19 protein-coding genes are annotated in these 20,113 nt (G+C 43.8%); 9 read left to right on the top strand and 10 right to left on the bottom strand.

The window, feature by feature from the left end; all coding sequences use genetic code 11:
- Positions 1-59 precede the first annotated feature (59 nt).
- The 5 genes from A5883_RS02265 to A5883_RS02245 all read left to right on the top strand — a co-directional run bounded on the left by A5883_RS02265 (position 60) and on the right by A5883_RS02245 (position 4,288).
- Entirely contained in the window at positions 60-308 is a 249-nt protein-coding gene (locus A5883_RS02265) for a helix-turn-helix domain-containing protein (RefSeq protein WP_005234115.1), read from the top strand.
- 175 nt (positions 309-483) lie between these two features.
- Positions 484-1,419, top strand: a complete 936-nt coding sequence (locus A5883_RS02260) for an ABC transporter ATP-binding protein (RefSeq protein WP_005228500.1) — start codon at positions 484-486, stop codon at positions 1,417-1,419.
- Positions 1,412-2,182 (top strand): ABC transporter permease, encoded by a 771-nt coding sequence (locus tag A5883_RS02255; protein ID WP_005228499.1) that lies wholly within the window; start codon positions 1,412-1,414, stop codon positions 2,180-2,182. The genes A5883_RS02260 and A5883_RS02255 overlap by 8 nt, the downstream gene beginning before the upstream one ends.
- A 151-nt stretch (positions 2,183-2,333) precedes the next feature.
- Positions 2,334-3,017 (top strand): ABC transporter ATP-binding protein, encoded by a 684-nt coding sequence (locus A5883_RS02250; RefSeq protein ID WP_005228498.1) that lies wholly within the window; start codon positions 2,334-2,336, stop codon positions 3,015-3,017.
- Positions 3,014-4,288: an ABC transporter permease gene (locus tag A5883_RS02245; RefSeq protein ID WP_086337934.1), complete on the top strand. Its 1,275-nt coding sequence runs from the start codon at positions 3,014-3,016 to the stop codon at positions 4,286-4,288. Before A5883_RS02250 ends, A5883_RS02245 begins: the two co-directional genes overlap by 4 nt.
- Positions 4,289-4,355: 67 nt before the next feature.
- Here the strand turns inward: A5883_RS02245 and A5883_RS02240 are convergent, their stop codons facing one another.
- Positions 4,356-6,185, bottom strand: coding sequence for a glucose PTS transporter subunit IIA (locus A5883_RS02240; RefSeq protein ID WP_086337933.1), 1,830 nt, complete (start codon positions 6,183-6,185; stop codon positions 4,356-4,358).
- A gap of 290 nt (positions 6,186-6,475) precedes the next feature.
- Between A5883_RS02240 and A5883_RS02235 the strand changes: the two genes are divergently transcribed.
- The gene (locus A5883_RS02235; protein WP_074933270.1) at positions 6,476-7,675 is read left to right on the top strand and encodes an enolase C-terminal domain-like protein; all 1,200 of its coding nucleotides are present in this window, start codon (positions 6,476-6,478) and stop codon (positions 7,673-7,675) included.
- Between the two features lie 94 nt (positions 7,676-7,769).
- On the opposite strand, the gene A5883_RS02230 is transcribed toward A5883_RS02235, so the two are convergent.
- The 5 genes from A5883_RS02230 to A5883_RS02210 form a co-directional block, all read right to left on the bottom strand.
- Positions 7,770-8,477 (bottom strand): GntR family transcriptional regulator, encoded by a 708-nt coding sequence (locus A5883_RS02230; RefSeq protein WP_005228494.1) that lies wholly within the window; start codon positions 8,475-8,477, stop codon positions 7,770-7,772.
- Entirely contained in the window at positions 8,474-8,800 is a 327-nt protein-coding gene (locus A5883_RS02225; protein ID WP_074933265.1) for an MGMT family protein, read from the bottom strand. Before A5883_RS02225 ends, A5883_RS02230 begins: the two co-directional genes overlap by 4 nt.
- Positions 8,801-8,939: 139 nt before the next feature.
- Complete coding sequence (uxaC, locus tag A5883_RS02220; protein WP_086337932.1) at positions 8,940-10,328, bottom strand: glucuronate isomerase; 1,389 nt, start codon at positions 10,326-10,328, stop codon at positions 8,940-8,942.
- Positions 10,329-10,344: 16 nt separating this feature from the next.
- On the bottom strand, positions 10,345-11,421 hold the full coding sequence (gene uxuA, locus A5883_RS02215) for a mannonate dehydratase (RefSeq protein ID WP_074933260.1): 1,077 nt from the start codon (positions 11,419-11,421) through the stop codon (positions 10,345-10,347).
- A gap of 3 nt (positions 11,422-11,424) precedes the next feature.
- Positions 11,425-13,020, bottom strand: a complete 1,596-nt coding sequence (locus A5883_RS02210) for a mannitol dehydrogenase family protein (RefSeq protein WP_086337931.1) — start codon at positions 13,018-13,020, stop codon at positions 11,425-11,427.
- A 188-nt stretch (positions 13,021-13,208) separates the two neighbouring features.
- Here A5883_RS02210 and A5883_RS02205 point away from each other — a divergent pair, with 188 nt between their 5' ends.
- Positions 13,209-13,877, top strand: coding sequence for a GntR family transcriptional regulator (locus tag A5883_RS02205; RefSeq protein WP_015510256.1), 669 nt, complete (start codon positions 13,209-13,211; stop codon positions 13,875-13,877).
- A gap of 97 nt (positions 13,878-13,974) precedes the next feature.
- Here the strand turns inward: A5883_RS02205 and A5883_RS02200 are convergent, their stop codons facing one another.
- Together A5883_RS02200 and A5883_RS02195 are read right to left on the bottom strand one after the other, a co-directional pair.
- Positions 13,975-14,811, bottom strand: coding sequence for a YitT family protein (locus A5883_RS02200; protein WP_005234105.1), 837 nt, complete (start codon positions 14,809-14,811; stop codon positions 13,975-13,977).
- 58 nt (positions 14,812-14,869) lie between these two features.
- A complete protein-coding gene (locus A5883_RS02195; protein ID WP_015510258.1) occupies positions 14,870-15,790 on the bottom strand; it encodes a cation transporter in 921 nt (306 codons plus the stop codon).
- Positions 15,791-16,112: 322 nt separating this feature from the next.
- On the opposite strand from A5883_RS02195, the gene A5883_RS02190 reads away from it, so the two are divergent.
- Complete coding sequence (locus A5883_RS02190) at positions 16,113-16,904, top strand: L-threonylcarbamoyladenylate synthase (protein ID WP_034859003.1); 792 nt, start codon at positions 16,113-16,115, stop codon at positions 16,902-16,904.
- 82 nt (positions 16,905-16,986) lie between these two features.
- Here the strand turns inward: A5883_RS02190 and A5883_RS02185 are convergent, their stop codons facing one another.
- Entirely contained in the window at positions 16,987-17,304 is a 318-nt protein-coding gene (locus A5883_RS02185; RefSeq protein WP_074933251.1) for a hypothetical protein, read from the bottom strand.
- A gap of 515 nt (positions 17,305-17,819) precedes the next feature.
- Between A5883_RS02185 and A5883_RS02180 the strand changes: the two genes are divergently transcribed.
- Positions 17,820-18,137: an RNHCP domain-containing protein gene (locus A5883_RS02180; RefSeq protein ID WP_170927546.1), complete on the top strand. Its 318-nt coding sequence runs from the start codon at positions 17,820-17,822 to the stop codon at positions 18,135-18,137.
- A 206-nt stretch (positions 18,138-18,343) separates the two neighbouring features.
- Here A5883_RS02180 and A5883_RS02175 read toward each other — a convergent pair whose 3' ends face one another.
- Positions 18,344-20,113 carry an ABC transporter ATP-binding protein gene (locus A5883_RS02175; protein WP_086337929.1) on the bottom strand — a complete coding sequence of 590 codons (1,770 nt, stop codon included), beginning with the start codon at positions 20,111-20,113 and terminating at the stop codon, positions 18,344-18,346.

Raw genomic sequence — 20,113 nt, 5'->3', positions numbered from 1 at the left:
GGTACAATAAAAAGAGAACAGTGCGAAAAAAAGCGCTATTTTTTAAGGAGGACCGCAAAGTGACATTAGAAGAAGCTTTTTTATTAGACACCTTGCGTTGCCGCTTCAAATTTTTAAGAGAAGAACGCGGATTGAGCCCAAAAGAAGTATGCCAGCATCTCGATGTGTCTTACCCCGATTACACCTTATACGAAGCAGGCGATCGCTTACCCGATGTATTGACGCTGCTACACGCAGCTTCCCTCTATAATGTTTCTGTCGATTACTTATTAGGACAGACAGAACGACCAGAACGGTATTTATGCTAACAATCGACTTTATCGAAAAAACGATCAAATGGTCGTTTTTTCTTTTGCCTCTTTTCCACTTTTCATCGATTAGCAACAATTGTTATCTAATCAAATGAAAAAAATCAAATCATGCGGTTCTTCTTGAAAAAAATGATAGAATAAACCATCATACATAGAAGGAGTTCAAACAAACATGACCTATGCACTAGAACTAACCGATTTACGCAAAGTCTATGCTACCGGCGTTGAAGCGTTGCGGGGCATAAATTTGACGGTGGAAGAAGGCGACTTTTATGCCTTGTTAGGCCCAAACGGCGCTGGAAAGTCCACCACCATCGGCATTATCACCTCTCTTGTCAATAAATCTTCCGGAAGCGTCAAAGTCTTCGGCTACGATTTAGACAAAGAATTGGTCCAAGTCAAACAACAGATTGGTCTAGTTCCCCAAGAATTCAATTTCAATCCCTTTGAAACGGTCCAGCAGATCGTTGTCAATCAAGCCGGGTATTATGGTGTCCCCCGCAACGAGGCCATCAAACGCAGCGAAAAATACTTGAAGCAGTCGAATTTGTGGGAAAAACGCAATGTTCGTGCGCGGATGCTGTCGGGCGGGATGAAACGCCGTTTAATGATTGCTCGTGCCCTGATGCATGAACCACGGCTATTGATTTTGGATGAACCGACGGCAGGTGTCGATATCGAATTACGGCGGGAAATGTGGAGCTTTTTGCGGGAATTGAACCAAAAGGGCACAACGATCATTTTGACGACCCATTATTTAGAAGAGGCGGAAATGCTTTGCCGCAACATCGGGATCATCCAATCTGGTGAACTGATCGAAAACACCAGCATGAAGTCCTTATTGGCAAAACTGCAATTTGAAACCTTTCTTTTTGATATCGCACCGATCAAACAAGCACCAACGATCACTGGGTATCCGATCCAAATGGAAGATGAACAGACCATCGCTGTTGAAGTCGCTCGAGATCAAGGCGTCAACGATCTTTTTGCCCAATTCAGTCAGCAAGGGATCAATGTCCTCTCCATGCGCAACAAATCCAATCGCTTGGAAGAACTATTTTTGAAAATCACCGAAGAATCACACGAAGCGGAGGAAAACCATGTTTAGTCTTTATTTTACAGCCTTAAAAAGTTTAGCGGTCAAAGAGACCAACCGCTATTTACGGATTTGGGTGCAGACCCTCGTCCCACCCGTCATCACTACTTCCTTATACTTTATTATCTTTGGGAAAATGATCGGCAGCCGCATCGGCGAAATGGGCGGCTTTTCTTATATGGAATTTATCGTTCCTGGGCTGATCATGATGTCGACGATCACCAGTTCTTACTCTAATGTGTCTTCTTCCTTCTTTTCACAGAAGTTTCAAAAAAACATTGAGGAACTCTTAGTGGCGCCGGTCCCTACCCACGTCATCATTTGGGGCTTTGTCTTTGGCGGACTTGGACGTAGTATCTTGGTGGGCACATTGGTGACCATCATTTCCCTTTTCTTCGTCCCATTACATGTTTATTCTTGGGTCATCGTTGTCTTAACCCTTGTCATGACCGCCATCTTATTTTCATTAGCAGGGTTGCTAAATGGGATCTTCGCCCAATCCTTTGACGATGTTTCCATCGTGCCAACCTTTGTTTTACAACCATTGACCTATCTTGGAGGCGTCTTTTACTCCATCAGCATGCTGCCGCCAATTTGGCAAACGATCTCCAAAGTCAACCCGATCGTGTATATGATCTCTGGTTTCCGTTACGGATTTTTGGGCACCATCGATGTCCCGATTTTCCTCTCCATCGGTATTTTGGTCTTGTTCATTGTCGTCTTATACAGCGTATGCTGGTACTTGATCCAAAAAGGCCGCGGGCTGCGTAGTTAATTGAACTTAAAATTTATTTTATAGCTTCTTAGCGATTCCCAGTGGGGGTCGCTTTTTTTCATTTAATTTTAGAAACTACTCCTAAAGACTGATTTATTGGCAATTATTTGTGATAACCTTAACTTATTAACGTTTTTAGAGGAGGAATGAAATGATCGTTTTAGAAACAAGAAAGTTAACGAGGGTTTATGGAAAAGGAGAAACTAGATTCGATGCCTTGAAGGGCATTGATTTAAAAATCTATGCGGGTGAGTCAGTGGCAATTATCGGTAAAAGTGGTTCAGGTAAGTCCACATTGATGCACTTATTAGCCTTGTTGGACCAGCCGACTAGCGGAGATCTATTTTTACTTGGAAGAAATGTCAAAGGAAAAAAGGCTGCTGAATTAAACAAACTGCGAAACGAAACCTTTGGCTTCGTGTTTCAGCAATTTTTTATGAACGCCAAAGATACGGTTCATGACAACGTGATGCTGCCATTGAAAATCAGCGGTATGCGTCGAAATCAACGAAAAAAACTGGTAGATGAAGCACTACAAGCCGTAGAATTGGGTGATAAAGCAAAAAATAAAGCATCTGACCTTTCTGGCGGTCAAAAACAACGGGTCTGCATTGCCCGAGCACTCGTCAACAAACCAAAAATCATTTTTGCCGATGAGCCCACCGGAAATCTTGATTCAGCGACGGGAGAAAAAGTCGAAGAGCTATTATTTGATCTTAACGAAAAAGAAAATATCACCCTAGTCATCGTCACCCACGATCCTGATCTAGCTGCTCGCTGTGATCGGCAGATCCATATTAAAGATGGTTTAGTGATTGAGGAGGACGATAAATGAAATTCAACGATTTGTTAAAAACTTCTGCGAAGAATCTGTTGCGAAATAAAGGCCGAACGATCCTGACGATCATTGCTATTTTTATTGGTGCCTTTACCATTTATCTGACTATGGGCATCAATACCGGTATTAACAATTACCTCGACCAACAAATTACAGCTGTCGGTGACAATAGCCTACTAGCAGTCTACAAAATGGATGGCAGCAATAATATGATGCCAACATCCAATATTCAAGAATATGATCCAAATAAATCTTCTGCAGAAGCTAACGTAATTACACCTGCAGATATGGAAGTAATTGAAAGTATCGAGCATATTGATACCGTTAAACCAATCAGCTTTTTAGTAGCAGATTACATTCAGGGAAGTTCCAATACGAAATATCAACTCAACGCAATGGCTTCTGGTGATATCGATTTAGAATTAGAAGCTGGTCGACAAGTCAATAATGAAGTTGATGGATTTGAAGTCATTCTTGATCAAGATTATGTGGAAATTTTAGGTTTTAAAGATGCCCAAGAGGCTTTGGAAAAAGAAGTTACTATTGGTGTTTCTTCACAAGCAACTGGCGAACAAGAAACTGTAACAGCAACAATTGTTGGGGTTCGCCACTTTAGCTTTGTTCAAGCTGGTAGGACTATTTTTAATCAGGCTTTGAGCCAAAAAGTGGTGGAGATTTATGAACTAGGCTTACCAGAAAATTTAAAAAACCAATCTTTTATTGTACAGGCTTATCTAGAAGAAAACTTATCCAGTGAAACAATCGATACCATCAAAGAAGCTTTACTAGAAAATGGCTTCCAAGGAATGACTGTGGAAGATGAAATCAATATGTTTCGTATGGTAATTGATGCAATTACTGGCGTCTTGACTTTATTTGGGGCAATTTCGCTGTTAGCCGCCAGCTTTGGCATCATCAATACATTGTATATGTCTGTTCAAGACCGCACCCGAGAAATTGGTTTAATGAAAGCCTTAGGGATGAGCCGCAGTAAAGTTTTTCTGACCTTTAGTTTCGAAGCACTCTTAATTGGTTTCTTCGGCGCTTTCAGTGGGATCATCGCCGCTTTTAGCTTAGGAAATGTCATCAATGACTATGCTTCAAGTACGTTTCTTGAAGCTTTGACCGGATTTCAATTAATTGGTTTTTCTTGGTCGAACACGCTGACTGTTATGGGTGTCATCTTATTAATTGCCTTTTTAGCCGGCACATTACCTGCTAATCGAGCAGGTAAACTAGATCCAATCCAAGCTTTGCGTTATGAATAAAAATAAATAGTTACTGGACAAACAAAAAAGATGAACTTCGTTAACGAAGCTCATCTTTTTTCTTTTATTAGGCATTCAAGACGACTTTTTCCAGCAATGCACCGGCTTGGTGTCTGCCTTCTAAATCAGTACTTCCAGAAAATTGTTGCACGCGATCCATGTTGGTGATCAAAACGATCACCATGGTTTCTTTGCCTTGCTGCTTGATAAACGGCAGATCCATTTGTGCCAGTTTGGTTTGCGGAGTGACTTGCTCCCCAGCTTTGACAAAGACTTCAAAGCCTTGACCGCCAAGGGAAACTGTATCGATCCCCATATGCACAAGAACTTCAACGCCGTTTTGGGTTTTGATCCCGACGGCATGTTTTGAAGGGAACACAGTGGTGACTTCGCCACTGACTGGTGCAAAGATTTGGCCATCTTGTGACTCGATGGCATAGCCTTCTCCCATCATTTTCGTTGAAAAAACTTCATCTGGTACATCTTCTAATGGGACGTATTCACCATGGGTCACGGCATGCAGATCCACTTCGTTGGTGTAACGATCGCCTTCTGCTGCTTGATTTGGTACCAAGAACCAGCTCATGGCAAAGGATAAGCCGATCGCCAAGATGATCCCTAGAACGGCGTAGATAAAGTATTCCCCGATATAGGCTGGCAAACTAAAGATACTTGAAAGAATGTACCCATAAATACGAACACCGAAGAAACTGATGAAGGCAGAAGCCACAGAACTACCAACTGTTGCTGAGATAAAGGCTTTTTTATACTTCGACAAAATCCCGAATAACGCAGGTTCTGTGATCCCTAACAAGCCTGAAACCGCCGACGATAGAATGATCGATTTTTCTTCTTTGGTTTTGACTTTGAAATAAATAGCTGCTGTTGCGCCGGTGATTGCCATATTTGCCATAAACATCATTGGCATCAGCATATCATATCCTTGATTGGCAAAGTTTTGCAAAGCGATCGGGGTCATGGCATGATGCAGTCCCGTGAAGATTGCGATTGGTCGAATCGCCCCTACCACGATTCCTGCTAAGACAGGCGAGATAGTGAATAATCCAGCCACGCCAGCAGCCAATAAGTTTCCTAGATGGATACTGATTGGGCCAATGACCGTTAATGTCAAGATACCAGCGACAAACAACGAAATCGTCGGTGTAAACACGGTGCGCAGAACTTGTGGTAAGAGTTTATCGACCCAACGGTAAATATAGCTGAGTGCCAGCACGGCAAAGATAATGGGAATCACTGTCCCTGCATAGTTAAAGACGGGTACTGGCAATACACCGAACAAACGAAAGGCGGAAATGCTTCCTTCGGCTACCGCATTGGTCATTGTTGGAAATTGCAGCGTTGCCGCGATTGCGATCGCTAAATATTGATTGGTTTTAAAAATCCGAGCGGCAGAAGCAGCAACAAAAAATGGCAAGAATGTGAATACGCCGCTCGCAATCATGTCGATCACTAAATAGGTATCTGTTTGATTAGAGATGACATTCAATGCCACCAATCCAGCCATCAATCCTTTGATCATTCCTGCGCCAGCGATAGCTGGAACGATCGGACCAAAAACGCCAGAAACGGTATCCATAAATAAGGAAACGGCGCCTTTTTTCTCAGATGACTCCCCTTGGTTCGCTTCATCAAGTCCTAATTCTTTGGCCAAAGGTGCATAATAATCAGCAACATCCGTTCCTATCACTACTTGCAGCTGATTGCTTTGATATTTTGTTCCTACGACTTTGGGTGTTTTTTCTAACGCCGCATAGTCGACTTTTTTCTCATCCTTTAAATCAAAACGCAAGCGAGTCATACAGTGCCATGCATTGTTGATATTGTCTGATCCGCCAACATCTTTAATGATCTGTTTTACGATGTCTTCTTTGGTCATCTTTTTTTCCCCCTGTTGTTTGCTAACGGTCCTGATCCTTTTGACGGGCGCCCTTTCAGGTGTTTCCGTTTTCACACACATAGTAGCATGCTCACACAGACTTGTAAAACCAGTCCTTTTTTGATAAAACTAGAATAAAAACGCTATATATCAACGTTTTATTATAAAATAGGCAAAAATTGGACTGGTTTTATGGTGTATATCCAGTTTTTATTAGACCAAATTGACAGCGGTTGCCAAGCATGTTTCAATGGCTATAGCAACTAGAGACAAAAATTGGAGTGAATGAAATGACACCAACGATCATCACCGACGTCAAAGCCTTTGCGATCAAACCTGATCGTCATAACCTTGTTGTCGTTAAAGTAGAAACGAACAAAGGCGTATCTGGGTTAGGTTGTGCAACCTTCCAGTTTCGCCCACTAGCCGTAAAAACCGTCGTTGACGAGTATTTACGCCCCCTCTTACTTGGCCGCGATGCCAATCAAATCGAAGATCTTTGGCAAGTGATGAATGTCAATTCTTACTGGCGGAATGGTCCGATCACCAACAATGCCATCTCAGGAGTCGACATGGCTTTATGGGACATCAAGGGACAATTAGCCAATATGCCATTGTATCAACTGTTAGGTGGAAAAGCGCGTACGGCGATTCCCGCCTATACCCATGCCGTGGCAGATAATCTCGAAGACCTTTATCAAGAAATCGATCACTTCTTGGCTGAGGGCTATCGCTATATCCGTTGCCAATTAGGTTTTTATGGTGGAAATCCTAGCCAACTGCAAACACCCGATCAGCCCATCGCTGGTTCCTATTTTGATCAAACAGACTACATGGACACAACACTGAAAATGTTTGCTGCGATCCAAGAACGATACGGCAATCAATTTCAAATGCTGCATGACGTGCATGAACGGCTGCATCCAAACCAAGCGATTCAATTTGCAAAAGCCGCTGAGCCTTTCAATCTCTTTTTCCTAGAAGATATTTTGCCGCCGGATCAAAACAAGTGGTTGCAGCAACTCCGCAGCCAGTCGGCGACCCCGATCGCGACCGGCGAATTGTTCAATAATCCGATGGAATGGCAAGAGCTAGTCAAAAATCAACAGATTGACTTTATGCGTGCCCATGTCTCACAAATTGGTGGGATCACGCCAGCATTGAAATTGGCTCACTTCTGCGATGCGATGGGCATTCGGATCGCTTGGCACACGCCGTCTGATATCAGCCCTGTCGGCTTAGCCGTCAACACCCATCTAAATATCCATCTCCATAATGCCGCGATCCAAGAAACGATTGCGATCCCAGCAAATACCCAGTCGGTCTTTGGTGGTAGTCCGCAACCTGAAAACGGCTATTTTTATCCCATCGAGAAAAGTGGGATCGGAATCACGTTCGATGAAGCAGCAGCTGCGGAATTTCCCGTGGTTTACCGTCCTCATGAATGGACCCAGAGCCGTACACCAGACGGCACTTTGATCACTCCTTAAACACAACAAAAGACATCCCCTGTCCAATCGACAGGGGATGTCTTTGTTCTCTCTGGGTAAGGACAACGCAACTGGCACATTTGCTTTTCCAAAATCAATCGATGCGTGAGCGATGGATCTCACGGTCAAAGGGACGGATATAGGTCACAGCATAATCAATGGCAACGATATTGCTGAACTCATACACGCGGCCGTCTTCTAAAATCGCCCGATTGCTGATCTGCATTGCCGGTGTTCCCCGCTTGCACAATAAAATACCCGATTGCGCGGTCGATGTGGTGATGGGGGTATAGCTGGTAATGTAGTGGGAAATTCGGTATCCGCAGCTTTCGACATAGCGTTGGATCGAGTGCTCCACGATTTCTTGTGTCAATTCGGGAAATAGGCTGACGGGCAATTTAGAGGTTTCCAGCTGTTCGATTTTATAATTGACGATCCGCACTCGTTCAAAGGTCCAGACTTCCTCATCTGGGCCTATTTGGAAAATCTGCTGTTCATCCAACGTTGCTACCGCCTTATTCAAGGAAATCATTTTGGAATGGATGCGGTCATAAGGGGTGCGGGTCAAGGAATTAAAGATCATTGGGTTTTTGACCCATTTTTCATGGATAAAAATCCCTGAACCTTGTACCACTTTGACGATCCCGATCTCTTCAAGGTTTTTGATTGCTTGCTGGATCGTAAACCGCGAAACGCCATAGGTTTGCGCAAGGGTTCTTTGGTTGGGTAATTTGCCGGCAGAAAATTCTTCCTGATAGATTTTACTCAACAGATCTTGCACGATAAATTCACGTTTTTTCATAATGGCTCCTTCATTTGAGCGGGAGCGATCTCGCTCATGGACCAACTGCAAGCCTTCATATCGATACGACCACTGGCTTTGAAGACCACCCCTTCATCGACGAGTGCTGCTTTTCGCCCATTGGCGGAGGGACCAACTAAGACGCCATCTGCCCGCACGACACGATGGGCAGGGACATCCTGAGGGCTCAAGCGCATCGCTCGACCGACTGCTCGCGCGCCGTTGATTTGTCCCAATTTCCACGCAATCTGACTATAGGAGACGACTTTACCAAAAGGGATCTGCCGCGCCAGCGCATAGACTTCTTCATAGAATGGATTCATACTGTTCGCTCCTTCTTTGATTCTTTCTATCATAGTACTGGATTCCCTGCCAATAGTAAATGAACAGACGCAACTTTAGCAATAGCCATACAAACACTCGATTCGTTCTCTAGCAAGCCAAGAACGAATCGAGTAGTCATTAGTTTGGAAAATCAAAGTAGGTTTTCGCATTGTGATAAGAGATATCTGCGACGATCTGCCCTAAATATATTTCATCTGCTGGTAGTTGTCCGTCTTCTACCCATTCACTGATCACCTGACACAAAATCCGCCGGAAATACTCGTGGCGTGGATAAGACAAAAAGCTGCGAGAATCCGTCAGCATGCCGACGAAGTTTCCAAGAATCCCGCCTTCTGCTAGGGTCGTCAACTGATATCGCATACCAGAATACGTATCATTGAACCACCAAGCAGAGCCTAATTGCAGCTTGCCTTTGCTCTCTTCTTGGAACGCCCCCATCAGCGCAGTCAACACTGGATAATCTTTGGGGTTCAGTGAATACAAAATCGTCTTCGGCAGTAAGCTTTCCGCCTGAAGCTGCGCCAATGTCCGACTTAAGCCGCTCGCTAGACGGTCGTCCCCCATCGCATCACCGCCACTATCAGGCCCTTGTTGTTGGAAAAGCTTTTGACTGTTGTTGCGAGTCGCCATCAGATGCAATTGCGCGGTCCAGCCTTGCTTTGCGTATTGGCGCATCAAGTCAATCAGCAAGCCGGTTTGAAACTGTCTGATTTCTTCATTAGTCAGTGTCCCAGTGGTCAAACGCTTCTGAAAAATCGCTTCAAGTGCAGCGGTATCGTAGGCTTCCTCTCCAAGACGTGACAGACTGTGATCTGCTAAACGACAGCCCCGTTGGTGGAAGTAGGAAATACGCACGGCCAATGCTTCAACCAGCGTTTGATAGCTAGTGATTTCTTTGCTCGCAGCTGCAGCCAATTGCTTAAGGTATGCTGGAAATTCTGAATTCTGCAGATTAATTGCTTTGTCAGGACGAAAGGTAGGATACACAGCAAAGGATTCTTCTGCCAGCTTTTGATGATACGTCAACAAATCAATGGGATCATCCGTCGTACAGATCACCTCAACGGCCATCTTTTTGATCAGCCCTCGTGGTGAAAATTCCTTCGTCTGCAACTGTTGATTGGCTTTTTCCCAAATGCTTGCTGCATTGGCTAGTGTCAACCGCTCATCAATACCAAAGATTCGCTTCAATTCCAAATTGGTCCAGACATATAATGGATTGCCAATGCAAGCCTCCAAGGTCTGCGCCCAAGCACAGAATTTTTCGTAGTCATCAGCATCGCCAGTGATCAAAGATTCTGCAACACCATTGGCTCGCATCAAGCGCCATTTGTAATGGTCCCCCGCCAGCCACGCTTGGGTCAGATTGGTGAAGTTTTGGTCTTCGAAAATCTCTTTCGGATCTAAATGGCAATGGTAATCAATGATCGGCTGCTTTTTTGCATACCCATGGTATAACTCTTTGGCAAAGCTGTTTTTCAAAATAAAATCGTCAGTTAAAAACATTTCTTCGCTCCTTTTCTTAACGCTCCACGCTCTTGTCGATGGCTTCCCACAACCCTAATAAGTAGGAAGCGCCGATCGCCCGATCATATAAGCCATAGCCTGGACGTCCCGTTTCTCCCCAGATCATTCGCCCATGATCTGGTCGAATATAGCCGTCAAAGCCATTTTTGTACATCGCTTCTAGGATCTGATACATGTCTAACGAGCCTTCAGAGGAGAGATGCGGTGCTTCATAAAAGTCTTTGTCATTGCCCAAGTATTGAATGTTACGAACATGGGCAAAAGGAATTCGATCCCGGCGACAAAACTCAGCCAAAATCTCATAGACATTATTGGCTGGGTCTTCGGCGATACTGCCAGTACAAAGTGTGATACCATTTGACGGACTGTCGACCACGTTACAGACCCAATCCAGATCATCACGGTTTTTAACGATACGCGGCAGACCAAAAATCGAATAGGGAGGATCATCTGGATGAACAGCCATCTTGATGCCGACCTCTTCGCAGGTGGGAATGATGGCTTTTAGGAAATAAGCAAAGTTTTCTCTTAATTTGTCATCATCGACATCCTTATACGCAGCAAACAATTCTTTGACATGAGCCAAACGTTCTGGTTCCCAGCCTGGCAAGGTATAGCCAGAGCTTGACTCCTCAACTTCTTTGACGATCTCTTCTGGGTCTTTGTCGATCCCTGCTTTTTCAAATGCCATCGTAGAAGAACCATCGGCTAAGCGATAATCGAGATCCGTTTTGATCCAATCAAAAATCGGCATAAAATTATAGCAGATCACTTCGATCCCGTATGCTGCCAAATTACGAATCGTTTCTTTGTAGTTTTCGATATACAGGTCTCTCGAAGGCAAGCCAATCTTGATGTCATCATGAATATTGACACTTTCGATCACCTTCAGAGAAAGTCCAGCTGCTTCGACTTCTTCCACGAGCGCCTTGATCCGTTCTTTGGGCCAAACTGCTCCAGCAGGCAAATCAAAGAGTGTACCGACGATGCCTTTCATCCCAGGAATTTGACGGATATCTGCTAATTTGATTTTATCGTATTCTTTTCCATACCAACGAAATGTCATTTCCATTTTTTATTCGATCCCTTCTACTGTTTCATGTAATGTTTTACGGACTGCGCCGGTTCCTGTTAGCATCTTAGCGAACAAGTGACCCACGTTTTCAGCGATTCCTGCTTGATAGAGATCCAACCCGAAAATCTGCGGATTTGCTAAGATTGGGCGAATGATCCCTTGAACATCGGCGGCTGTCCCTAACTGACACTCCCGTAAAATCTCTTGCAATTCTGCTAAGAGGGGATCAGGACTTGGGACAAATGGATGGCCTTCATCATCGATCGCTAAGAGATAACGCAACCAGCCAGCAATCGCTAAGGGAATGAAAGTCAGCTCAGAAGCCGAGCCTTCTTTCTCCACATACTTTTTGATGGTTTCGCCAAAACGGATGGCGATTTTCTGTGAGGTGTCTGCGGCGATCCGCTGTGGGGTGTCAGGAATCAGCGGATTCGGTAAACGAAGACCGACCACCTCATCGATAAATTTCTTTGGCTGAATGATCTCAGGATCTTCCACTACCGGTAAGCCTTCACGATAGCCGATTCCTTTGATCAAAGCGACAATATCTGGATCGGTCATTTCCGCAGCAATGGATGTATAGCCGAGTAAACAGCCAAACAAACTCATTGCCGTATGCAGTGGATTCAAACAAGTTGTGACTTTCATACTATCGGTTTTGTCTACGATCTCTCGACTCGTCAAGATCACCCCCGCTTTGTCTAAATTCGGGCGACCGTTCGGGAAATCATCTTCAATCACTAAATAATGAGTCGCTTCTGTGTTAGCAAACGGAGCGATCGTCGTTCCTTTATCGGTCCGAATGACTGGCAACTGCTGAATGCCAGCTGCTGCTAATTCTTCTGCAACTGCTGTTGAAGGATTTGGCGTAATCCGATCGATCATTGACCACGGAAACGTCACTTGCGCGTTGTTTTCTAAGTATCGGACAAACGCTTCTGAAACATGCCCCAGCTTTTGCCACTCTTTTGCGATGGTGACCATCGCCGTTTGGAAACGGAGCCCATTTTGCGAAAAATTATCGGTGGAGACCATAGCGATCGGAAGAGCCCCTGATTGAAAACGATCCCATAAAAAGCTAGCCAAAATGCTCATTGTATGGTTGACCTGATGAGGACCCGCAGCGAGATCCGCTTGGACGACAGGCAAAAAATTCCCCTGACTGTCTTTTAAGCCATAGCCTTTTTCTGTGATTGTTACGGTAACCAATTGTAGTGACGGCTCACGAAATACTTTGCGTATATGCTCATAACTCGCAGTGCGGGAAGGATGGCAATAATAACTAGCCGCCGTTGACTGGAGCAATTTTTTCTCCAACCGTCCCCCTTCGTGCATGATCACTTCTAAAATGTCATTCTCGTAAGGCGCGTACACTTGATCGATCACTTGTTCATCAAAGGTTTCACACACTACGATTCCTTTTGACAACGCTTGTTGATCGATCAACGTTTGGGCTACTTCTGCGTGAAATGCCCGATACAAATTTCCCCCACCAAAGTGTAGCCATTGAAACTGAGTATCTGATTGATCCCTCACTTCTTTGGGAACGACCGGCATCGTAACTCCTGCCTGCTTCAAGGCAGCAAAATCAAACATCCTATTTCCTCCTTTTCCATGAAACTGATATATTAGTATTCTAGTTCATTCCATACTGAATTGCAAGCCTTTACAAAAGGTTATTCAACTTATATACTAGTTTTATTACTCAAAACTATCCCTAGGCACTTTCCTTCAGAGTTTTTCTTTCGAAGGGAATTGAATGCCTGATACAGAAAGAAGCGTTTATGTTGAACCCTACAAATTTTCAATCACAAGCTTATGAATCAATCAAAGAGTTGATCTTAACCGCCAAGCTGATTCCCGGTCAAAAAATATCTGAAAAGGAATTGGAGCAACGGCTAACCATCGGTAGGACGCCGATCCGTGAAGCAATTATTCGTCTGCGCCGTGAAGCATTGATCCATGTCGTTCCCCAAAGCGGCACCTATATTTCTAAAATCAGCATCAAACAAATTGAAGAAGCTCGCTTTGTCAGAGAGACGCTTGAAAAAGAAGTATTCGTAGCGGCCTGCCAAGCCGTTACAGAAGAACAGCTGAAAGAACTAGAAAAACTCGTTATTTTGCAGCGGACCTATGCCCAATTGAAAGATGAAATCGAGTTTTTCCAACTCGACGAGGCCTTCCATCAGTTGATTTATAAAATCGCCGACAAAGAGAATGTCTGGAATTGGCTACAAACGATCAATCTGCCATTAAATCGCTTCCGCTTCTTACGTTTAGAGGTGGAGGAATTGTCTTGGGAAATTATTTTGCGAGATCATGAAGAAATCTTAGCAACCTTAAAAGAAAAAGACCAAGCCAAAATTGCTCCCTTGGTCGGACAACACATTGATGTCATTGATAACGATTTGGTTTTTGTGGAAAAAGCCTTTCCCGATTACTTTACGGAGTAAAGCTATTTGAAAATCATGGACCTTAAAAACCACCCTCGTCGAGTAGATAGCCTACTTGACGAGGGTGGTTTCATATGCTGAACAAGCGAGAATACGATCATTCAATCGGGTGATAACTAAAACCTTGCCCCAGTACTTCTGAGACATTATTGACGATCACAAACGCTTTTGGGTCAATCGTCTCAATGATTTGTCTGATCTGCATAAACTCTTGGTCGCTGGCAACGATCAGCAGCACTTGCTTGTCGGCTTGCTGGTAACCGCCTTGGGCAGCCAACAGGGTCGCACCCCGAGCTGTTTTATCAAAGACCGCTTCTCGAATCTCATTCACGTGGTTCTCACTTAAGATCATGATAGATTTCTTTCGGTTAAAGCCGGTTTCAATGTAGGTCATCACACCAGAGGTGATCACGATCGATAAGATCGCAAACAAGAACTCTTCAAACCCGAAAACGAACAAGTTCATGGAAACAACGATCGCATCGGTCGCCAGCAAGCCAATCGCTGGATTCAAATTAAAGTATTTCTTGAAAATCAGCGGTGGAATCGTTGTGCCGCCGCTGGAAGACTGATTTTTGTACAAAATCGCTACTCCTAAAGCAAAAATCGCACTGCCAAAAATCACGGAAAGCAACCGGTCTTCAGCCACCATATATTCCGGAACTAAAGCAATTGCTACTGGAAAAGCAAAACTACCATAGAGGACTTTCAAAAAAGGCCCCTTCCCTAAAAAGGCATAGGCAAGAATAAGCATGAGAATATTCAAGACCATGATCACAGCCGCTCGATCCCAACCGAGTGCTGACTCTAATAAAATACCGATTCCGCTGACACCGCCAGCTGCCACATGATGCGGGCCCAAAAATAAATTGATGCTTGCCGCTAACAAGAAAAGCGCTGCGGTGATTTTTCCATAGGTTTTCAGAATTGTCATTTGTTTCCTCTTTTCTCTGTCATTTTCACGGTTTATTCAAGCTGCTTTGCAGCCATTCTTACTCCTCACTATACGCCCATTTGATGTCACCGACAAAATTTATGTTTAGCCAGAGGGAATAACCGGAAATCTGTTGGCTGATTGCCTGATTCAATCGTTCTCGCAAGGGATCTTGCTGACCTACTGTATCGAGAGGAGTTGCAGGTAAAATCACTACATCTAATTCCACAATGACTTGATTACCGACTTTGGCGGTACGTAACACAAAGTCCACCACTTCTTCTGCGCGCAATTCTTTTTCAACGATCGTCATGATGGTCTCCCGCAGTTCTTCTTTTGGAGTAGAAGAAGTCAATTCTAAAATCGCTGCTTTCAACTCTTTTATCGAAAGCTGGATAAAGAACAAGGTGATCCCGATGGAGATGATTGGGTCGACATACATCGCAAAATTCCCATAGGGACTGGCTTGGATCAGCCAGGACACAAGAAATGAACCGACGACACCCAGACTAAAGAAAAAGCCGAAACGCCATTGTTCTAGTTCCACCCAATAAAAGGGATGGGTCAGTGGTTTCTTTTTTAAGTACAAGTAAAAAGAGAAACAGTAGATCGTACCAACCAGCGAGAAATACAAACCGATTGGATCAATCATGCCATCACTGACGTGTAATAAACTAAAAGCAGACTCAATGATCCCATAAATTGAGATCAGCAGGATGATACTATATTGAATAAATACCACTAATGGCATCAATGCCTCTTTACCGAATGGGAAACGTTCAAAATCTTGGGCTTGGATATATTTTGCCACGTACAAAGCAATCAGTGACATCACTGCACCAATCAATGTATAGACCCCATCTAACAAGAGGACGTTATAACTGACCAGCAACCCAAAAAGCAAGGCCCCGCCACCATAGATACTCCCAGCGACAATCGATGCCAACAAAAGCTTGCGTATTTTTTTCTTTTCACTCATGATACTCCTCATCTTTCACAAAAAAACTATTCTTTTGATTGCGTTCTTCTATCTATAAGCCTATCTTCCCATATAAATAACATGAAAAACAGTCAATTTTTTCATACAAAGCGGAAAAAAATAGTGTTGCTGTCAATCATTCACTCTATTCTCTAATGACGTATATACGGTTTTCCTCTTCCTCTCTTTTTACATTCTGGTGTAAATCCCCTTGACTACACAGATTGATTCCCTTATCATCAAGGGTAACCATATTCAATCAGAATTTTCAGAATATTCCGTTATATTTTTCATGACGGCGATTCATTGGAAGACAGGGAGGATGAAGAGAGTGAAAGAAACAAAACAAGTCCCATGGACAGGAGAACCAAATCAACGTGCGATCAACTATTTGAATGAAGAAGGCAAAGTGATCGTTTGCCCAACCAAAGTCGGCTATATCATTGCCGTCTCTGATAAAAAGGGGCTGGAACGCAAGTTTTCAGCAAAGAATCGCAAGCGTAACAAACCAGGCGTCGTTCTTTGCAGCTCATTGGAACAGCTACATGAATTAGCCGAATTAAATGCGGAAACCGCCGCCGTTTACGAAACTTGCTGGAACAATGACGTGTTATTCGGTGCGATTTTGCCTTGGAAAGAATCAGGAAAAGCCTATATCCCCAACGATGGTTCAGAAGAATTGATGACGGACGTTCGGGGAACCAGCTGTTTTGTGATCAAATTCGGTGTCCCTGGTGAGCAGATTTCAAAAGAACTTTGGGATCAGAAAAAGAAATTGCTTTTCGCCAGCTCAGCGAACCCTTCAGGCAAAGGAAACCGCGGACTTGTTGAAGGGATCGGCGAACAAATCGCGCAAGAAGCCGATCTAATCATTGAAGGCAACGACTATGTTGCATCGATCCAACCAGACAAAACGCTGGAAACCCGCTATGAGCAAGGAGTCATGGTTTCTTTCGTTGATAAAGACGGCAACTTGATCCCTGAGCAAGGAGACCAACGTTCCATCACTCCCGCACCTGTCTTGATCCGTAAAGGACTCGATGTTGAAAAAATCCAAATGTACCTTTCTGATCACTTCAACTCATGGGACTATCGCCACGGGGAGTACTATTGATCTTTCATCGTCAACAAAGAACCGAAGAACCAGCTAGCTGTCTCCTTTTCAAGGAGAACCGCTAGCTCGTTCTTCGGTTTTTCTATCGTGTTTCTTTCAAAAGCTGAATGATCTCTGCCTGTTGTTTGATGATCGTATCTTGTTGCTTGATTTTAATCCAGTTTTGATCGATTTGGATAGCTGCTCCGAGGTCTTTGTAACTAAGGTTGGGGATCTCCATGAAATGTATTCGGTGTGCAGATAAGTCATTAAAGATCTGGACAGACAGACCATCACTCAATTCATGGATCTCTTTTTCTTCAAGATATTGGTTGATCAGATTTTCTACAGTCAAACGCTTTTTTCGTTTCTTGCCTTGTGTGCCATTCGAATTTTCGGATTTCTTGTTCGTACCAAACATTTTTGTTCTCCTTTCGTTAGGTGATCTTTTCTCCATTTTGTGATTCCGTGTCTCTTCTTCAGTAACCAAAATAAAATCGAGAGAAACCTACATATAAATATTTTGTCACAAAATAGCATTATTATCTACATGTTATTGTTTTTAACGATAAAAAAGAGGGATGAATTACGATCTGGTTTTATCTGTCTTAGAATTCCAACTTTATTTCTGCTATAATACCCTCATAAACACATAGGAGGTACTCGATGAAAAAGCATTCCTCAATTGCTTTCTAGGGGACGACGCCAATGACAGTGACTTTGGACTACACTTACTGCTGGGTTGTGGGCTGCCGCAACACAGTGCTTAGCACAAAACGAAAAAACTAAGCGTGGTACGGATTGCGAAATCGCATGAAGCTGGAAGCAGAAGTAATCGTTACGGACGGTGAATGTGTCCCTAGCCAAAGAAGCCTGATGAAGAACGAACGGAACCCTTTTCTCTCAAAAGAAATCATTCTTTTGGAGGAAAGCAAAATGAGAAAAGATGAAAATACGACCTTTGTTTGTAAAAACTGCAGTACGCCTGTGGCACCCTTGACCAATGGTTCTTACCGCAACCATTGTCCCCAGTGTCTCTACTCGTTACACGTGGATATTCGCCCGGGTGATCGTCAAAATACTTGCCATGGCTTGATGCGACCGATTGACTATCGCCAACATTCCAAAAAAGGCTATCAGCTGCTGCATGAATGCACCCGCTGCAAAAACCAGCAGTGGAATATCGTGGCACAGGATACGCAACAGCCAGACCATTTTATTGAGTGGTTGACTCAAACCGCTGCGTATCACTAAAAAACCAAAGAAGACCATGCTTAAGGCTGGTCTTTTTTGGTTATCAGAACAACGGACCCCTTATACCACTAACTGCTCATAAACATTGTCGTCATAAGAAGCGCTTGCTTTAACCTAAAAAAACAGCCCGCTGTTTCGTCGATTGGTTGACGAAATTGCGGGCTGTCCTGCTAGTGTCTTCTTGATGATTTTACGTTGGTTTGCGCTTATTCAAAAACGAATTGATTGTGATACAGTTCTGCATAAAAGCCGTCAGCCGCCACCAATTGATGGTGATTGCCTTCTTCAATGACTTTGCCATCCTTCAAGACAACGATGCGGTCGGCATTCAAAATCGTCTTCAAGCGATGGGCGATCACAAAACTGGTTCGACCTTTGATCGCTTCATCCATTGCTCGTTGAATTTTCGCTTCGGTCACGGTATCAACGTTACTGGTGGCTTCATCCAAAATCAACAATTCTGGATTGGTCAAAATCGTTCGGGCAATACTCATCAATTGTTTTTGACCAGTACTGAAAAGATTATTCTCTTCGGTGATCTCCGTGTCATAGCCTTTTTCCAACGTCATAACAAACTCATGGATATTGGCTTGTTTCGCTGCTGCAATGACTTCGGCTTCAGTCGCTTCTGGTTTCCCAAAAGCAATGTTTTCGCGAATCGTCCCTGAGAACAACACGGATTCTTGCAAAACGATTCCCACTTGAGAACGCAGCAGATCCAAGTCTAGCTCCCGGATGTCGATGCCGTCAAAGGTCACAGAACCACCATTCACATCATAGAAGCGATTCAACAGGTTCATGATGGTCGTTTTTCCTGAACCCGTCGGTCCGACTAATGCGACCATTTCGCCTTTGTTGACTGTGATCGACACATCTTTTAGGACCAATTTTTGACTGTCATACCCAAAGTCCACATGATTCAAAGCAACCGCCTCTTTGATGCCCTTCACTTTGATCCCGTCTTTTGGTTTGACCTCATTGGGTTCATCAAACATTTCATTGATTCTGCGCGCACCGGTGATCGCCAATTGAATCATGCTGTAACCAGAAGAGATCTGCATCAATGGTTGGTAATACTGCTGCGAATACTGGACAAAGGTCACAACTAATCCTAAAGCAACGGAACGTTCTAAGTCACCGTTCAATGCTAACCAGCCACCAAAGAAAATCACGATTGCCGTGTTCAACAAGGACATCCCTTGCATCAATGGGAAAAGCAGCCCCGAGTAGACTTGCCCTTTGTAGGTAGCTTCGCGGACTTGTTGGTTGTGGACCAGAAAACCGTCGATGGTTTCTTCTTGCAGTCCATTGGTGATGATGATTCGTTGACCACTGATTTTTTCATCAATATAGCCGTTTAATTTTCCGACTTCATCTTGCTGCAGATCGACATATTTGCGGGCTTTTTGGATCACGATCACCGCGATTAAGACCGCAATCGGGGTAGAAGCAATCGTTGCCCATGCCAATTCAACGTTTTGACGGAACATCATGATCAAGATCCCCACCATTAAGACTACATTGGTCAGCACTTGCAACAATGCTTGGTTCAGACTGTTTTGGATGTTATCCAAGTCACTGGTAAAACGGCTCAAAATATCACCGTCTTGATGAGAATCAAAGAATTTGATCGTCAATTTTTCCAGTTTATTAAACAAACCGATCCGCATTCTGTTGGTTGATTTCCCTACCACTTGCGTGAACAAGATACTATAAACAAAATTGGCTGCACTGGCTAAGACATAAAAAATCAACAGTTTCCAAATGATCGATAGAAAAGCTGATTTATCATCGACCCCTTGCATCAAACCACCAACATAATTCGCCAACTCTTGGAACGCTTCTCCGACAAAGACTGGCGCTTGCACTTGCAGATACGTTGCCAGAATCACCGTCACAAAAATGAATAGAAACGACCACTTGTATTGTTTTAAGTAATGGTAGAAAAATTTACTCGCTTTGAACAAATCTGTCAT

Origin of the sequence: Enterococcus sp. 5B3_DIV0040 (genome assembly GCF_002140755.1) — a bacterium.
Classification (GTDB): Bacteria; Bacillota; Bacilli; order Lactobacillales; family Enterococcaceae; genus Enterococcus_D; species Enterococcus_D casseliflavus.
Note: the sequence above shows the minus strand (reverse complement) of the source record. Positions and strands in the feature narration are given on the sequence as shown.

What these genes read in the sequence shown, in the direction of transcription:
- A5883_RS02185 (WP_074933251.1), bottom strand. Translation starts at nt 17,304, where the DNA reads ATGTTTGGTACGAACAAGAAATCCGAAAATTCGAATGGCACACAAGGC.
- A5883_RS02240 (WP_086337933.1), bottom strand. Translation starts at nt 6,185, where the DNA reads ATGACCAAAGAAGACATCGTAAAACAGATCATTAAAGATGTTGGCGGA.
- A5883_RS02255 (WP_005228499.1), top strand. Translation starts at nt 1,412, where the DNA reads ATGTTTAGTCTTTATTTTACAGCCTTAAAAAGTTTAGCGGTCAAAGAG.
- uxuA (WP_074933260.1), bottom strand. Translation starts at nt 11,421, where the DNA reads ATGGAAATGACATTTCGTTGGTATGGAAAAGAATACGATAAAATCAAA.
- A5883_RS02210 (WP_086337931.1), bottom strand. Translation starts at nt 13,020, where the DNA reads ATGTTTGATTTTGCTGCCTTGAAGCAGGCAGGAGTTACGATGCCGGTC.
- A5883_RS02200 (WP_005234105.1), bottom strand. Translation starts at nt 14,811, where the DNA reads ATGACAATTCTGAAAACCTATGGAAAAATCACCGCAGCGCTTTTCTTG.
- A5883_RS02175 (WP_086337929.1), bottom strand. Translation starts at nt 20,113, where the DNA reads ATGACAGATTTGTTCAAAGCGAGTAAATTTTTCTACCATTACTTAAAA.
- A5883_RS02225 (WP_074933265.1), bottom strand. Translation starts at nt 8,800, where the DNA reads ATGAATCCATTCTATGAAGAAGTCTATGCGCTGGCGCGGCAGATCCCT.
- A5883_RS02205 (WP_015510256.1), top strand. Translation starts at nt 13,209, where the DNA reads ATGTTGAACCCTACAAATTTTCAATCACAAGCTTATGAATCAATCAAA.
- A5883_RS02190 (WP_034859003.1), top strand. Translation starts at nt 16,113, where the DNA reads ATGAAGAGAGTGAAAGAAACAAAACAAGTCCCATGGACAGGAGAACCA.
- A5883_RS02250 (WP_005228498.1), top strand. Translation starts at nt 2,334, where the DNA reads ATGATCGTTTTAGAAACAAGAAAGTTAACGAGGGTTTATGGAAAAGGA.
- uxaC (WP_086337932.1), bottom strand. Translation starts at nt 10,328, where the DNA reads ATGTTTTTAACTGACGATTTTATTTTGAAAAACAGCTTTGCCAAAGAG.
- A5883_RS02260 (WP_005228500.1), top strand. Translation starts at nt 484, where the DNA reads ATGACCTATGCACTAGAACTAACCGATTTACGCAAAGTCTATGCTACC.
- A5883_RS02245 (WP_086337934.1), top strand. Translation starts at nt 3,014, where the DNA reads ATGAAATTCAACGATTTGTTAAAAACTTCTGCGAAGAATCTGTTGCGA.
- A5883_RS02195 (WP_015510258.1), bottom strand. Translation starts at nt 15,790, where the DNA reads ATGAGTGAAAAGAAAAAAATACGCAAGCTTTTGTTGGCATCGATTGTC.
- A5883_RS02235 (WP_074933270.1), top strand. Translation starts at nt 6,476, where the DNA reads ATGACACCAACGATCATCACCGACGTCAAAGCCTTTGCGATCAAACCT.
- A5883_RS02230 (WP_005228494.1), bottom strand. Translation starts at nt 8,477, where the DNA reads ATGAAAAAACGTGAATTTATCGTGCAAGATCTGTTGAGTAAAATCTAT.
- A5883_RS02180 (WP_170927546.1), top strand. Translation starts at nt 17,820, where the DNA reads ATGAGAAAAGATGAAAATACGACCTTTGTTTGTAAAAACTGCAGTACG.